The sequence below is a fragment of the Pseudomonas promysalinigenes genome (assembly GCF_014269025.2).
GTDB classification, from domain to species: domain Bacteria; phylum Pseudomonadota; class Gammaproteobacteria; order Pseudomonadales; family Pseudomonadaceae; genus Aquipseudomonas; species Aquipseudomonas promysalinigenes.
In genome coordinates, this window is sequence record NZ_CP077094.1 from 4,137,769 (window position 1) to 4,150,113 (window position 12,345).

General features: G+C 62.3%; 14 protein-coding genes and 1 tRNA gene. 5 read left to right on the plus strand and 10 right to left on the minus strand.

Annotation, left to right across the window (positions count from 1 at the left end; translation table 11 throughout):
- Nucleotides 1-14 precede the first annotated feature (14 nt).
- On the minus strand, nt 15-1,064 hold the full coding sequence (gene queA, locus HU725_RS18810; RefSeq protein ID WP_060479405.1) for a tRNA preQ1(34) S-adenosylmethionine ribosyltransferase-isomerase QueA: 1,050 nt from the start codon (nt 1,062-1,064) through the stop codon (nt 15-17).
- Nucleotides 1,065-1,172: 108 nt separating this feature from the next.
- On the opposite strand from queA, the gene HU725_RS18815 reads away from it, so the two are divergent.
- The 3 genes from HU725_RS18815 to HU725_RS18825 all read left to right on the plus strand — a co-directional run bounded on the left by HU725_RS18815 (nt 1,173) and on the right by HU725_RS18825 (nt 3,188).
- Nucleotides 1,173-1,257: transfer RNA gene (locus HU725_RS18815), tRNA-Leu, on the plus strand.
- A 294-nt stretch (nt 1,258-1,551) separates the two neighbouring features.
- Complete coding sequence (locus HU725_RS18820; protein ID WP_225915498.1) at nt 1,552-2,175, plus strand: trypsin-like peptidase domain-containing protein; 624 nt, start codon at nt 1,552-1,554, stop codon at nt 2,173-2,175.
- Nucleotides 2,176-2,297: 122 nt separating this feature from the next.
- Entirely contained in the window at nt 2,298-3,188 is an 891-nt protein-coding gene (locus HU725_RS18825) for a bestrophin family protein (RefSeq protein ID WP_186477651.1), read from the plus strand.
- 11 nt (nt 3,189-3,199) lie between these two features.
- On the opposite strand, the gene phnE is transcribed toward HU725_RS18825, so the two are convergent.
- The 4 genes from phnE to HU725_RS18845 are packed head-to-tail and all read right to left on the minus strand — an operon-like array spanning nt 3,200 to nt 6,433.
- Nucleotides 3,200-3,967: a phosphonate ABC transporter, permease protein PhnE gene (gene phnE / locus HU725_RS18830; RefSeq protein WP_186477650.1), complete on the minus strand. Its 768-nt coding sequence runs from the start codon at nt 3,965-3,967 to the stop codon at nt 3,200-3,202.
- Nucleotides 3,964-4,791: a PhnE/PtxC family ABC transporter permease gene (locus tag HU725_RS18835; protein ID WP_060479401.1), complete on the minus strand. Its 828-nt coding sequence runs from the start codon at nt 4,789-4,791 to the stop codon at nt 3,964-3,966. The genes phnE and HU725_RS18835 overlap by 4 nt, the downstream gene beginning before the upstream one ends.
- Nucleotides 4,785-5,582, minus strand: a complete 798-nt coding sequence (locus tag HU725_RS18840; protein WP_186477649.1) for a phosphonate ABC transporter ATP-binding protein — start codon at nt 5,580-5,582, stop codon at nt 4,785-4,787. Before HU725_RS18840 ends, HU725_RS18835 begins: the two co-directional genes overlap by 7 nt.
- The gene (locus HU725_RS18845) at nt 5,579-6,433 is read right to left on the minus strand and encodes a putative selenate ABC transporter substrate-binding protein (protein WP_060479399.1); all 855 of its coding nucleotides are present in this window, start codon (nt 6,431-6,433) and stop codon (nt 5,579-5,581) included. Before HU725_RS18845 ends, HU725_RS18840 begins: the two co-directional genes overlap by 4 nt.
- Before the next feature lie 128 nt (nt 6,434-6,561).
- Between HU725_RS18845 and selD the strand changes: the two genes are divergently transcribed.
- Nucleotides 6,562-7,596 (plus strand): selenide, water dikinase SelD, encoded by a 1,035-nt coding sequence (gene selD, locus HU725_RS18850; protein ID WP_186477648.1) that lies wholly within the window; start codon nt 6,562-6,564, stop codon nt 7,594-7,596.
- On the plus strand, nt 7,596-8,711 hold the full coding sequence (mnmH, locus tag HU725_RS18855; RefSeq protein ID WP_186477647.1) for a tRNA 2-selenouridine(34) synthase MnmH: 1,116 nt from the start codon (nt 7,596-7,598) through the stop codon (nt 8,709-8,711). The genes selD and mnmH overlap by 1 nt, the downstream gene beginning before the upstream one ends.
- Here mnmH and HU725_RS18860 read toward each other — a convergent pair.
- The 5 genes from HU725_RS18860 to alaC all read right to left on the minus strand — a co-directional run bounded on the left by HU725_RS18860 (nt 8,695) and on the right by alaC (nt 12,119).
- Entirely contained in the window at nt 8,695-9,075 is a 381-nt protein-coding gene (locus HU725_RS18860; protein ID WP_186477646.1) for a lysozyme inhibitor LprI family protein, read from the minus strand. The two genes, mnmH and HU725_RS18860, sit on opposite strands and share 17 nt — an antisense overlap.
- 11 nt (nt 9,076-9,086) lie before the next feature.
- Complete coding sequence (locus HU725_RS18865) at nt 9,087-9,626, minus strand: hypothetical protein (RefSeq protein WP_060479430.1); 540 nt, start codon at nt 9,624-9,626, stop codon at nt 9,087-9,089.
- 11 nt (nt 9,627-9,637) lie between these two features.
- Complete coding sequence (locus HU725_RS18870; protein WP_060479395.1) at nt 9,638-10,201, minus strand: GNAT family N-acetyltransferase; 564 nt, start codon at nt 10,199-10,201, stop codon at nt 9,638-9,640.
- A 175-nt stretch (nt 10,202-10,376) separates the two neighbouring features.
- Nucleotides 10,377-10,760 (minus strand): YkgJ family cysteine cluster protein, encoded by a 384-nt coding sequence (locus tag HU725_RS18875; RefSeq protein ID WP_060479394.1) that lies wholly within the window; start codon nt 10,758-10,760, stop codon nt 10,377-10,379.
- A 150-nt stretch (nt 10,761-10,910) separates the two neighbouring features.
- Nucleotides 10,911-12,119: an alanine transaminase gene (gene alaC / locus HU725_RS18880; RefSeq protein WP_186477645.1), complete on the minus strand. Its 1,209-nt coding sequence runs from the start codon at nt 12,117-12,119 to the stop codon at nt 10,911-10,913.
- Nucleotides 12,120-12,345: the final 226 nt, after the last annotated feature.

Genomic DNA, 12,345 nt, shown 5'->3' on the forward strand with positions numbered 1-12,345 from the left:
TCGACAGGTGCGACTCATGCTTGATCCTCTGGGCCGCGTGGCGCCGGATTGCGGGTGATGAACATGGCATCACCGTAACTGAAGAAGCGGTAACCGTTGTCCACCGCTGCCGCGTAGGCAGCCATGGTCTCGGGGTAACCGGCGAAGGCCGAGACCAGCATCAGCAGCGTGGACTCCGGCAGGTGGAAGTTGGTGACCAGGCAATCGACCACATGGAAGGGCCGGCCTGGGTAGATGAAGATGTCGGTGTCGCCGCTGAACGCCTTGAGCACGCCGTCGCGCGCCGCGCTCTCCAGCGAACGCACGCTGGTGGTGCCGACGGCGATCACCCGGCCGCCACGGGCGCGGCAGGCCTCGATGGCGTCGACCACATCCTGGCTCACTTCGAGCCATTCTTTATGCATATGGTGGTCTTCGATCTTGTCGACGCGCACCGGCTGGAAGGTGCCTGCGCCCACGTGCAGCGTGACGAACGCGCGCTCCACGCCCTTGGCGGCGATCTTTTCCAGCAGCGCCTGATCGAAGTGCAGGCCGGCAGTTGGCGCTGCGACGGCCCCGGCGCGTTCGGCGTAGACAGTCTGGTAACGCTCACGATCCGCGCCTTCGTCCGGGCGGTCGATGTAGGGCGGCAGCGGCATGTGACCGACCCGATCGAGCAGCGGCAACACCTCTTCGGTAAAGCGCAGTTCGAACAACGTATCGTGGCGGGCGACCATCTCGGCCTCGCCTCCGCCGTCGACAAGAATCACCGCGCCCTCTTTGGGCGCCTTGCTGGCACGCACATGGGCCAGCACTCGGTGGCTGTCGAGCACGCGCTCGACCAGCACTTCCAGCTTGCCGCCGGAGGCTTTCTGGCCAAATAGCCGCGCCGGGATCACCCGGGTGTTGTTGAACACCATCAGGTCACCAGGCTGCAGATAGTCGAGCAGATCCGGGAATTGCTTGTGTGCCAGCGTACCGCTCGGCCCATCGAGGACCAGCAAACGGCTGCCATGGCGCTCGGCCAGAGGATGGCGGGCGATCAGGGAATCAGGGAGTTCGAAGGAGAAATCGGCGACGCGCATGATGATGTTCGGGTTCGACAGGGCCGGGAAGTTTAGCCCAATGTGTGAAAATAGACCATGAAAGCCGATTGACCGACCAAAGGCATGTCTCTATACTGCGCGCCACACGCCCTGATGGCGGAATTGGTAGACGCGGCGGATTCAAAATCCGTTTTCGAAAGGAGTGGGAGTTCGAGTCTCCCTCGGGGCACCAAAATCCGGAAAAAACCGACCCTCGGGTCGGTTTTTTTTCGCCTGCCGTTCGGTCCCACCCGTGCCACTTTTGGCGCCAACCTGCTGACCTCGCCCACGCCGCGCATCCAAGCAATCAATTGGCCAGGTCTCCGATAATGGCCATAAGCTGTCATTCGTCGGTTATATGCCAAAAGTATTGCCTCAGTAGTGGCACTTAGCCATAGTCGCGCCTTTATCCACCACTACTGCGTGCCCCATGAACAAAACCGCACCTTGGCTAGCAGCAATGACGCTGCTTAGTGGGTGCAATGGAATGCCGACCGCTTACGTTTCCGATCCTGTCTACGATCAGGCTTTTGTCGTTACCTCTGGCGCCCCCCTGCCGATGCTGCTGATGGCGACCGCCATCCAGTGGAATGAAGAGTACGCCGTCACTGCCAAGCACACCCCTTTCCTACGCGATGTGGTCCATGAAGGGTTGGGCGATGTGGTGTTCTTCAAGCACAAGGCCAATAAAGTGCCCCAATGGCGCCAGTTCGTCCCAGGCGAATCGGTGACGGCGGTCGGCTTCAACAGTTTGATGATGCCGGTACAGGGCAAAGGCCATACCCTCGCCTCGCTGGTGCGTCTGAGCGGTACGCCAGGCAGCGTCTTCTACTCGGTGCATGATGGCCCGATCACCAAAGGCATGTCCGGTGGGCCGGTGTTCGCCGACGACGGCAATGTGGTCGGGATGAATGTGGCGTACATCGCCAAAGACCAGATAGATGCCCGCACTCGGCCAGACCTTGCCGACAAGCAACGGATCAGCGTTTTCATGTCCTACAGCGAAATCGACAAGGAATGGCGCCGTTTCCAGTATCTGGCTCACAGGAACAAGCCCCAGGGCGCGCCTGCGGCCATCAAAGGCTTTGTCGCGGTGGCGAATAAGCCTTGATACACCACGGGGGTTGGGGCAGATGAAACCACACGTTCAGTAACAGCGTGGCGCCCTGCCCCCAGAACCAACCGCATCGAATGACGTCACATCCTGCATCTCTGGCTTTTCGAGACAGCCCCGTGAAAGACGTCATCGCCCGCAAATACCGCTTGATCGTCAAGACCTTCGGCTACATCGGCTGGTCGCTGGTCTGGCTACTGGTGTGGGACGTGTTGGTTACCATCGACTTCATGCTGTTTCTCGACAGCAAGTTCACCCTGCCACTGATCCCGCTGACCTTGCTGGGTTCGGCGCTGGTGGTGCTGGTGAGCTTTCGCAACAGCAGTGCCTATAGCCGCTGGTGGGAAGCGCGGACGTTGTGGGGTGCGCTGGTGAACAGTTCGCGCAGTTTCGCACGCCAGACCTTGACGCTGATCGATGACCCCGACGGCAGCCCGAACCCGGTCAAAGCCACGCTGCTGCGTCGGCATATCGCCTACGTGAACTGCCTGGCTTCACACCTCAAAGGGCAGGCCTGCCCAGAGGAGCTGATGGCATTCATCCCGCCGGGTGAGTTCGAACGGCGCAACCGCTCCAACAATTTCGCCAACGATATCCTCAGCGGCTCGGCAGGGTTACTGGCCCGGGAATACCAGGCCGGCCGACTCGACAGCATCCGTCTGGCGCGCCTTGAATCGACACTGGTAGACCTGTCCAACGCCCAGGGCGGCATGGAGCGCATCGCCAATACCCCATTGCCGTACCCTTACGTGTATTTTCCGCGGTTGTTCATCACCCTGTTCTGCTTGATCGTACCGGTGGGGCTGGTGGAGTCACTGGGTTGGTTCACACCGCTGGCATCGACGGTGGTGGGCTTCATGCTGCTGGCCATCGAACGAATCGGGACCGACCTGCAGAGCCCGTTCCGCTCCAGCGAGCATCAGATCCAGATGGATAGCATCTGCGAGACCATCGAGCGCAACCTGGAGTCGATGCAACGTGAAGCACAGTGTGGCGAGTTGGTTTCATGACTTGAGCCCGCTCAAGCCCGCACGTAGCGCTGGCGTAGCACATTACTCAAGGCATCGACCAGCAGCACCAGCAGCAACATGGCCATGATCACCGTGCTGGCCTGGGCTTCCTGGAACAGGCTCAGGGTGGTGTAGAGCATCTGCCCCAGCCCCCCAGCGCCGACGAAGCCCAAAACGCTGGCCATCCGAATGTTGTTTTCCCAGCGGTAAAGGCTGTATGCCAGTAACTGCGGCCACAAATTGGGCAACGTGCCAAAGCAGAACGCCGCTACCTGCCCGCTACCCTGCAGGCGAATGGCCGCAGCGGGTGCCGCCGGTGCGTTCTCCAGTGCCTCGGCGAACAGTCGCCCCAGCACCCCTGTAGTGTGGAGCGCCAAAGCCAAGGTGCCAGCGTTGGGCCCTAGCCCCGCCGCCAGCACCGTCAAGGCCGCCCATACCAGTTCGGGAATCGCCCGCAGCGCATTGAGCAGCAGCCGCGCAACGGATTGCAGCGGCCAGCCGAAACGGCCCGCTGCCGGCAGGGCCAGCAACAGGCCCAGCAGCATCGCCAGCAAGGTGCCCATCCCCGACATGGCCAGGGTTTCCAGCGCACCACGCCCGACTGCCCGCAGGTGCTCGCCGGAAAAATCCGGATGCATAAAGCGCGCAGCGTATGCGCCCATCTGCCCGAGCCCGCCATCGCCGACCAACGCATGCAGGTCCAGGTCCAGGTAGCCGAACGACGCTGCCACTGCCGCCACAATCGCGGCGAGCACCAATAGATTCACGACCCGGCTCATGCCAGCCGCCCACGCAGGAAACGACTGAGCAGGTCCGCCAGCAGCACCAGGCCGAGGAACGCCAGCAACATACTCGCCACCTCACCGCCTGCGAACATGCGCATCGACAGGTCGATCTGCTGCCCCAGGCCACCTGCACCGACAAAGCCCATCACCACCGATGCGCGGACGGCGCACTCCCAGCGGTACACGGTATAGGACACCACCTCTGCCGAGGCGTTGGGCAAGATACCGTAACAGAACGCCGCCAACCGACCACTGCCGCCCTGTAGCAAAGCATGGGCCGGGCGCTGGTCCACCGACTCGAAGATCTCTGCATAGACTTTGCCCAACATGCCGCTGTAAGTAATGGCGATCGCCAATACCCCCGCCGTAGGCCCAAGGCCCACGGCCCGCACGAACAGCAACGCCCAGACGATCTCCGGCACGCTGCGCAGAAAAATCAGCAAGCTGCGCACAGGCAGGCGCACCAGCCGCGACCACAGCCCCGCACGGCCCCCGCGTGACGCAGCGCGCAGCGATAGCGCACGGCTGGCCAGCAGGCTGCAGGGAACTGCCAGCAGCAAGGCCAAGGCCATGCCGGCAGTCGCCACGGCAAGGGTCTGCAAGGTGGACTGGTATAGCAACTCGAGAAAATCAGCACTGTGCGCCGGGGGCCAGAAAGCGCGGGTGAAACTGGCGATTTGCTGACGGTTTTCTGCCTGCAGCAACACCCCTGGGTTGATCTCGCTCAGTTGCAGGCCAGGCCAAAGCACGGCCAACACCAGCAGGGTCACCAGCAACCGGGGTAATGCAGCCGGGTCGCGAGTATCGGCGCTCAGCATCGCGGAATCTGCACCGTCAGCGCCGGTTCTTGGGGTTGTACGGGTGAGCCCAGCTGCTCGTTGGCGTAGAGCGCATCCAGCAACTGCTGGGTGACTGCCTCGGCCGGGCAATCGAACGCGACCTGCCCCTCACGAATACCGATTACCCGCGGAAAATGCGCCAACGCCAAGTCCACCGAATGCAGGCTGGCCACCAGGGTCACGTCATTGGCCAGGGCGTGGCGGTTGAGCAAGGCCAGGCTGTGGTCAGCCAGTACCGGGTCCATGGCCGAGACCGGCTCGTCGGTCAACAGCAGCTGCGGGCGCTGGTATAACGCTCGGGCAATGCCCACTCGCTGCAACTGGCCCCCGGACAACTGCCCGCACTGCACAAACAATTTGTCGGCCAGGCCCAGCTCGGCCAGCGCTTGACGGGCACCCGGCAGATCCGTGGGGTATATCAGATTGAACAAGCCACGCAGCAGCCCCCATTGCCCCAGGCGCCCCGCCAGCACGGCGGTCACCACACGTTGGCGCGGTGGCAGCGGCGGCGCCTGATGCACCAAGCCAATACGCCCGCGCAGGCGCTGGCGAGCCCTGGCAGGCATCGCCCAGGGCTGTTCACCGAACAGTTCCAGGTGCCCGCCAGTGGGCTGCACAGCGGTGGCCATCAGGTGCAGCAGGCTGGACTTGCCAGCGCCCGAAGGCCCGATTATCGCCACCCGCTCGCCCTTGGCGATTCGCAAATCGACCCCATCAAGCGCGCGCACCTGGCCATGGCGCAGGCTGGCGCCCTGCACATGAATAGTCACTTGAGCAGGCCGGCCTCACGTGCAGCTTGCTCGGTGCCCGCATAGTTGTCAGGGTTGGTTTCGATGAAGCGGCTGGCTGCCTGCAAGTCGAGAATGGCTTTGTCCTCCGGCTTGGCAGGGTCAAGGTCGAGAAACGCCTGTTTGATCTTCGCTTTCAGCGCAGGGTCCATGTTGCCGCGCACGGTCCAGTTGTAGTCATAGTAGGTCGGCGTGGTAGCGAAGACCTTGACCTTGCTGGTATCGACCTTGCCGGCATCGACCAGCTTTTGCCACACGCTGGCATTGAGCACCCCGCCATCGACCTTGCCAGCCTGCACCCAGGCAACGGTGGCGTCATGGGCACCGGAATAGGCCACACGGCTGAAATAGTTCTCAGGCTTGATGTTGTCCTGCTTGAGCATGAAGTAACGCGGCATCAGGCTGCCCGAGGTGGAAGAGATCGAGCCGAAGGCGAACGACTTGCCTTTGAGGTCGGCCAGGCTTTTGACGTCCGGGTTAGCGGTGATGAACTTGGACGTGAACTGCGCGTCCTGCTCACGCTGTACCAGCGGTGTGGCGGTCGGGTCTTTCAGGTGGACCTGGACGAATGTGAAGCCGCCCAGCCAGGCCATGTCCAGGCGGTCGCTGGCCAGTGACTCGACCACTGCCGGGTAGTCGGCCACCGGTACGAACTTCACGTCCATGCCCAGTTGCTTGGACAGATACTCGCCCAACGGCTTGAACTTGCGCAGCAGCTCGGTCGGCGCCTCGTCGGGGATGGCGCTGACCCGCAGGGTGTCGGCGGCCTGGGCGGCTACGGCGCAGCAGGACAACACGAAGCCGGCGGCGAGCGCCAGGGGGCGTTTGAGCATGAGAGTTCTCCAGGACGGTTGCTGACAAAGGCCGGCATCCGCGCCGACCGTGGCAAGTATAAGAGCCACGGTCGTAAAGGCCAGCTTTGCTACAATCGGCGCACTAAACTGCCCTTTTCGAGGTACACGTGAGCGAGCCAATTCGCCTGACCCAGTACAGCCATGGCGCTGGCTGCGGCTGCAAGATTTCCCCCAAGGTGCTGGATGTGATCCTCGCCGAAAGCGGCGTCCAGGCACTGGACCCGAAGCTGTGGGTCGGTAACGCCTCACGTGACGACGCCGCCGTCTATGCCCTGGACGAGGAGCGCGGGGTGGTATCGACCACCGACTTCTTCATGCCAATCGTCGATGACCCTTACGATTTCGGCCGCATTGCCGCCACCAATGCCATTAGCGATATCTACGCCATGGGCGGTGACCCGCTGATGGCCATCGCCATCCTCGGCTGGCCGGTCAACGTACTGCCGCCCGAAGTTGCACGCGAAGTCATCCGTGGCGGCCGCGCCGTGTGCGCCGAGGCTGGCATCCCATTGGCCGGTGGCCATTCCATCGACGCCCCTGAACCGATCTTCGGCCTGGCCGTGACGGGCGTGGTGAGCAGGCGCCACCTCAAGCGCAACGACACCGCCACCGCCGGCTGCCGCCTTTACCTGACCAAACCACTGGGCATCGGCATCCTCACCACCGCCGAGAAAAAGGCCAAGCTGCGTGCGCAGGACCAAGGCCTGGCCCGCGATTGGATGTGTACGCTCAACACGCCAGGCAGCCGCTTCGGCAAACTCGAAGCAGTCAAGGCAATGACCGATGTGACCGGCTTCGGCCTGCTCGGGCACTTGGTCGAACTGGCCGAGGGCAGCGGCCTGACCGCTCAGCTGGACTACGCTGCCGTGCCTCGCCTGCCGAGTGTCGACCATTACCTGGCCGAGGGCTGCATCCCTGGCGGCACCCTGCGCAACTTCGACAGCTACGGGCACAAGCTTGGCGCACTGAGCGACGCGCAGAAGCACCTGCTGTGCGATCCGCAAACCAGCGGTGGCCTGCTGGTTGCCGTCGCCCCAGAAGGCGAGGCGCAATTTTTGGCAGTGGCCCACGAGCTGGGCCTGGATTTGGCACCGATCGGCCTGCTGGTCGAACGACAGAGCCACGCGGTCGAGGTGAATTGATGCGCCACGACTGCAACGACTTTCGCCAACTGTTTCTCGACGACGCACCGATGATGGACATGCGCGCGCCGATCGAATTCGCCAAAGGCGCCTTCCCCGGCACCGTCAACTTGCCACTGATGACCGACCAGGAACGGCAGAAGGTCGGCACCTGCTACAAACAACAGGGCCAGGCCGCAGCCATCACCCTTGGCCATCAGCTGGTCAGCGGCGCGACCAAACGCGAGCGGCTGCATGCCTGGGCCAGCTTCGCCAAGGCCCACCCTGATGGCTACCTGTACTGCGCCCGCGGTGGCCTGCGCTCGCTGATCGTGCAGCAATGGCTGCGCGAAGAAGCGGGCATCGACTACCCGCGCATCAAGGGTGGCTACAAGGCGATGCGCAGCTTTTTGCTGCAAACCACCGATCAGGCCGTAGAGCAATGCGATTTCGTACTCGTCGGCGGCCTTACCGGCACCGGCAAGACCGACGTGCTGCAGCAGCTCGACAACGTTCTCGACCTTGAAGGCCACGCCAACCATCGCGGCTCCAGCTTTGGCAAACGCGCCACCGCGCAGCCGGCGCAGATCGACTTCGAGAACAAACTCGCCATCGATGTGCTGAAAAAACGCGCGCGGGGTATCGAACAGTTCGTGCTCGAAGACGAAGGCCGCATCGTGGGCAGCTGCACGGTACCGCTGGCGCTCTACCTGGGCATGCAGCACTACCCTCTGGTGTGGCTTGAGGACAGCTTCGAACAGCGAGTGCAGCGTATCCTTCGCGATTACGTGGTCAACCTGTGCGCCGAATTCGTCGACGTGCACGGGCAGGATCAAGGCCGCCACTTGTATGCCCAACGCATGCAACAGAGCATGGCCAATATCCACAAGCGCCTGGGCGGTGAGCGCTTTCAGCGTTTATCCACGATGCTGCATCAAGCGCTGGATGAGCAATTGCGCAGCGGCGCAGTGGACTTGCACCGTGGCTGGATCGAAGGCTTGCTCAAGGAATACTACGACCCGATGTATGCCTACCAACGTGAGGCCAAGGCCGAGCGGATCGAGTTTGCCGGGGCGGCCGGTGAAGTGCGCGAGTACCTCAAGGCCCGCGCCGCACGGCTCATTGCCCGGGGCTGAGCACCCTTTCGAGCTCTGCGGCGCGCTCGCGGGTCATGTTCAGCACGCACATGCCGCCCTCCAGTTGCGCAAGCGTGCCGCCACTGGCTTGCACATGGAAGGCACAGTTGCTGTCACGAAAAGCGATCCACTGGCGCTGGACATCGCGCAGCTGCTTCTGCGGGCCGCTTTCAAGCTTGCTGGCGAGTTGTTTGTATACCCGGTTCAGTCGCTGATCCTGAAGCTGGGTCTGGGCCTGGATGCAACGGCTCATGGCCACTGTACTGGAGGCGTTGTCCATGCACTGGCTGTAGGCCGGTGTATTTTCATCGCCCAGGGCCACGGGTGCAAAAAAGGCCAGTAGCAGCAGATAGCGTGGGTTCATGGCAAATCCTTTCATAGGGTTTGCACAGGCTCTGGCGGCATCAGCACCTTGCCCGGCTCGAATTGCAAAGAAGGCATCTGCGTCGCCGCATAAGCGGCCACGGCCAGCGCCGCGATCAGGGTGACATCCAACCAGTTCCAGGCCGGTACCTCGTTGCGGCTGCGCGCCACTGCGCACTGCCAGGCCTGGCCTGCACTGAACACCACCATAGCTGCCAACCAAAGGTAGAAACCGGCGCCGAAACCGATGCGCTCGGAAAATGCATAGCTGATGTTATCCGGCAGACGCTCAATGGCAAAGCTGCTGGCCGCCAGGTACAGCGCCGCCAACCCCAATAGCAAAGCCAGCCTGCGCAGGCGCCGATGGCAGAGAATGGCCAACCCGAACAGCGGGTTGGCAAACCACTGAAACATGCCAAAAGGTACGCCCCAAGGGCCATACAGGAACATCTGCAGGGCAGGCATGTGCCGGCCTGCGCTCATCTGGGCCCCGTCGAAGGCCAGGCTCAGCAGGTACAGGGCCAGGCTCAGCGTCAAGTACCACCCAGGCAAGCGGGATATGTTCATGCGACCGGCGGTTCGAGCAGCAGGCCATAGATTCCCGAGTCGGTAAGCTCGCCGTTCACGCACCAGCGTGCCCGCAGCGTCCCTTCCAGCACGAAACCCTGGCGTTCCAGGGTGCGGGCCGAGCCTTGATTGCGCGGGTCGATCTCGCCCTCGAGGCGGCGCATGTGCAGGGTGTGGGCGATGTAGTCGATGAAGCAGGTCAATGCCTCGTCCATGTAGCCTCTGCCCTGCACTGCGCTGGCAAGGCAATAGCCGATTTCGCCTCGGCGCGAGCCATCGTCGATGTTGAACAGTTGGACCATGCCGATCAGTTCGCCGGTATCGCGACGGTACATGCCCAGCTTGAGTTGCTCGCCATTGGCATAGGCCTCGCGGTCTGCCGCCAGGGCACTTTCAGCTTCGGCCAAATCTTGCCAGGGGGCGTGGTGCCAGTAGCGCATGACCTCTGGGTCGGCCATGATTTTCAGCCATTGCGCCGCATCGGCATGGCGCATCGGCCGCAATTGCAGGCGCGGGCTGTCAAGGCAGAGGTCACTGGGGAAGCTGCGGGGTGGGGTCACACCGGATCTCCTGTCCATTGCTGGGGAGATGACAGTTTAACGTCATGTGGGGCTGGGGGTGTATGTCTTGGCTTTAGGGCAAGGCGGCCATCGAACGCCGCGCTAGCGGCGCCCGACCTTGACTGCGCAGCACCCTATCGGCCAACACCCTCAGGCGCGGCAGTTGGGAAGATGCTCAGGCCACCTCCGCGCCTTCATCCGGCCAGTGCGGCTCGTTGGCCCCAGGTGGTGTCAGTGGCGGCAACCCGTAAGCGGCCCGCGCATCATCGCAACTAGGGTTATGCAAGCCACCCTCCCACGATGCTTGGAACTCGCGGCACGGGCTGGAGCGGTTGGCGTAAATGGTGCACGCCACCTGGGTACCGATTTCGCCCTGTAGGCTGACACAGCGGCATGGCTTGGCGTCGGTGCCGATCATGGCAACACGGGAGGGATTGATCTGCACCACCAAGTCATCGGGCACGACACCGCCGGCAGACTGGCATTCGCCCCAGAAGAAGGACACACGGAAGTACCCGCAGCAGGCGCCGCAGTCAAGGCAAGGGTTATATTCGGACATGATGGCACGGAGGGAAGGTTGTTGTTATCGGGGCTCAGCCCGCGCGCCATTTGTAATCTAAGCCAGGTCGGCTGAGAAGAGGGGTGATGCAAAAATAGTTTGCCATTGATCCGCCCGTCCGCGCCCGCCGAAGCGGGCGTGGGCGGGGCGTTACTTCTGGGTCAGCCCATCGGCCCGGAACATCTGGCGAATCCCGCGAATGGCCTGGCGAATGCGATCTTGGTTCTCGATCAGGGCAAAGCGCACGTGGTCGTCGCCATAGTCACCAAAACCGATACCCGGCGACACGCAGACCTTGGCTTCGGCCAGCAGCTTCTTGGCGAACTCCAGAGAACCCAAGTGTGCATAGTGCTCCGGGATCTTGGCCCACACGTACATCGACGCCTTCGGGTTGTCGACCATCCAGCCCAGCTCATGCAGGCCCTTGACCAGCAGATTGCGGCGCTGACGGTACTGCTCGGCGATGTCGCGCACACATTGCTGGTCCCCCTCCAACGCGGCAATGGCCGCCACCTGTAGCGGGGTGAAGGTGCCGTAGTCGTGGTAGCTCTTGATCCGCGCCAGGGCGCTGACCAGCTCGGGGTTACCGACCATGAAACCGATGCGCCAGCCGGCCATGTTGTAGCTCTTGGACAGGGTGAAGAACTCCACCGCAATGTCCTTGGCACCCGGCACCTGCATGATCGATGGCGCCTTCCAGCCGTCGTAGACGATGTCGGCATAAGCCAAATCGTGCACCACCAGTACATCGTATTGCTTGGCCAGGGCCACCACGCGCTCGAAGAAGTCCAGCTCCACGCATTGGGCCGTGGGGTTCGACGGGAAGCCAAGAATCATCATCTTCGGCTTGGGGATCGACTCGCGAATCGCCCGCTCCAGCTCGTTGAAGAAGTCCACACCTGGCACCAGCGGCACGGAACGCACCTGGGCGCCGGCGATCACCGCGCCGTAGATGTGGATCGGATAGCTTGGGTTGGGCACCAGTACGGTATCACCGTGATCGAGGGTGCCGAGCATCAGGTGCGCCAGGCCCTCTTTCGAGCCGATGGTGACGATGGCTTCGCTTTCCGGGTCGATGTCGACCTCGTAGCGCGCCTTGTACCAGTTGGAGATGGCGCGGCGCAGGCGAGGAATGCCGCGAGAGGTGGAATAACCATGGGTGTCATCGCGCTGAGCGACCTGCACCAGCTTTTCGACGATGTGCGCGGGTGTCGCCCCATCGGGGTTGCCCATGCTGAGGTCGATGATGTCTTCGCCACGGCGGCGGGCAGCCATCTTGAGTTCGGCAGTGATGTTGAAGACGTAGGGCGGAAGACGATCGATGCGCGCGAAACGGCGCGGCGAACCAGGATTGGACATGGTTTCCTCAACTGACGTAAGCGCCCGGAACCGTCCGAGCGACGCTGGCCGCTGCGGCGGCCTGAATCAGAAGATAGTGCCGAAACAGGATCCATGTAAAGGACAATTTCTTGTTTTTATAAATTTTTTTAGATTATTTTTTTGAAATTCAAAGATATAAGTTTCTTACCCTAACAGGGGCCAACACCCAAATCCCAGGCATAAAAAACCCGGCACTATGGCCGGG

Bases quoted from the DNA above. Each gene is read 5' to 3' on its own strand.
- HU725_RS18860 (WP_186477646.1), bottom strand. From the start codon at position 9,075: ATGAACCCACGCTATCTGCTGCTACTGGCCTTTTTTGCACCCGTGGCC.
- HU725_RS18845 (WP_060479399.1), bottom strand. From the start codon at position 6,433: ATGCTCAAACGCCCCCTGGCGCTCGCCGCCGGCTTCGTGTTGTCCTGC.
- mnmH (WP_186477647.1), top strand. From the start codon at position 7,596: ATGCGCCACGACTGCAACGACTTTCGCCAACTGTTTCTCGACGACGCA.
- queA (WP_060479405.1), bottom strand. From the start codon at position 1,064: ATGCGCGTCGCCGATTTCTCCTTCGAACTCCCTGATTCCCTGATCGCC.
- alaC (WP_186477645.1), bottom strand. From the start codon at position 12,119: ATGTCCAATCCTGGTTCGCCGCGCCGTTTCGCGCGCATCGATCGTCTT.
- HU725_RS18820 (WP_225915498.1), top strand. From the start codon at position 1,552: ATGCCGACCGCTTACGTTTCCGATCCTGTCTACGATCAGGCTTTTGTC.
- HU725_RS18835 (WP_060479401.1), bottom strand. From the start codon at position 4,791: ATGCTGAGCGCCGATACTCGCGACCCGGCTGCATTACCCCGGTTGCTG.
- HU725_RS18875 (WP_060479394.1), bottom strand. From the start codon at position 10,760: ATGTCCGAATATAACCCTTGCCTTGACTGCGGCGCCTGCTGCGGGTAC.
- phnE (WP_186477650.1), bottom strand. From the start codon at position 3,967: ATGAGCCGGGTCGTGAATCTATTGGTGCTCGCCGCGATTGTGGCGGCA.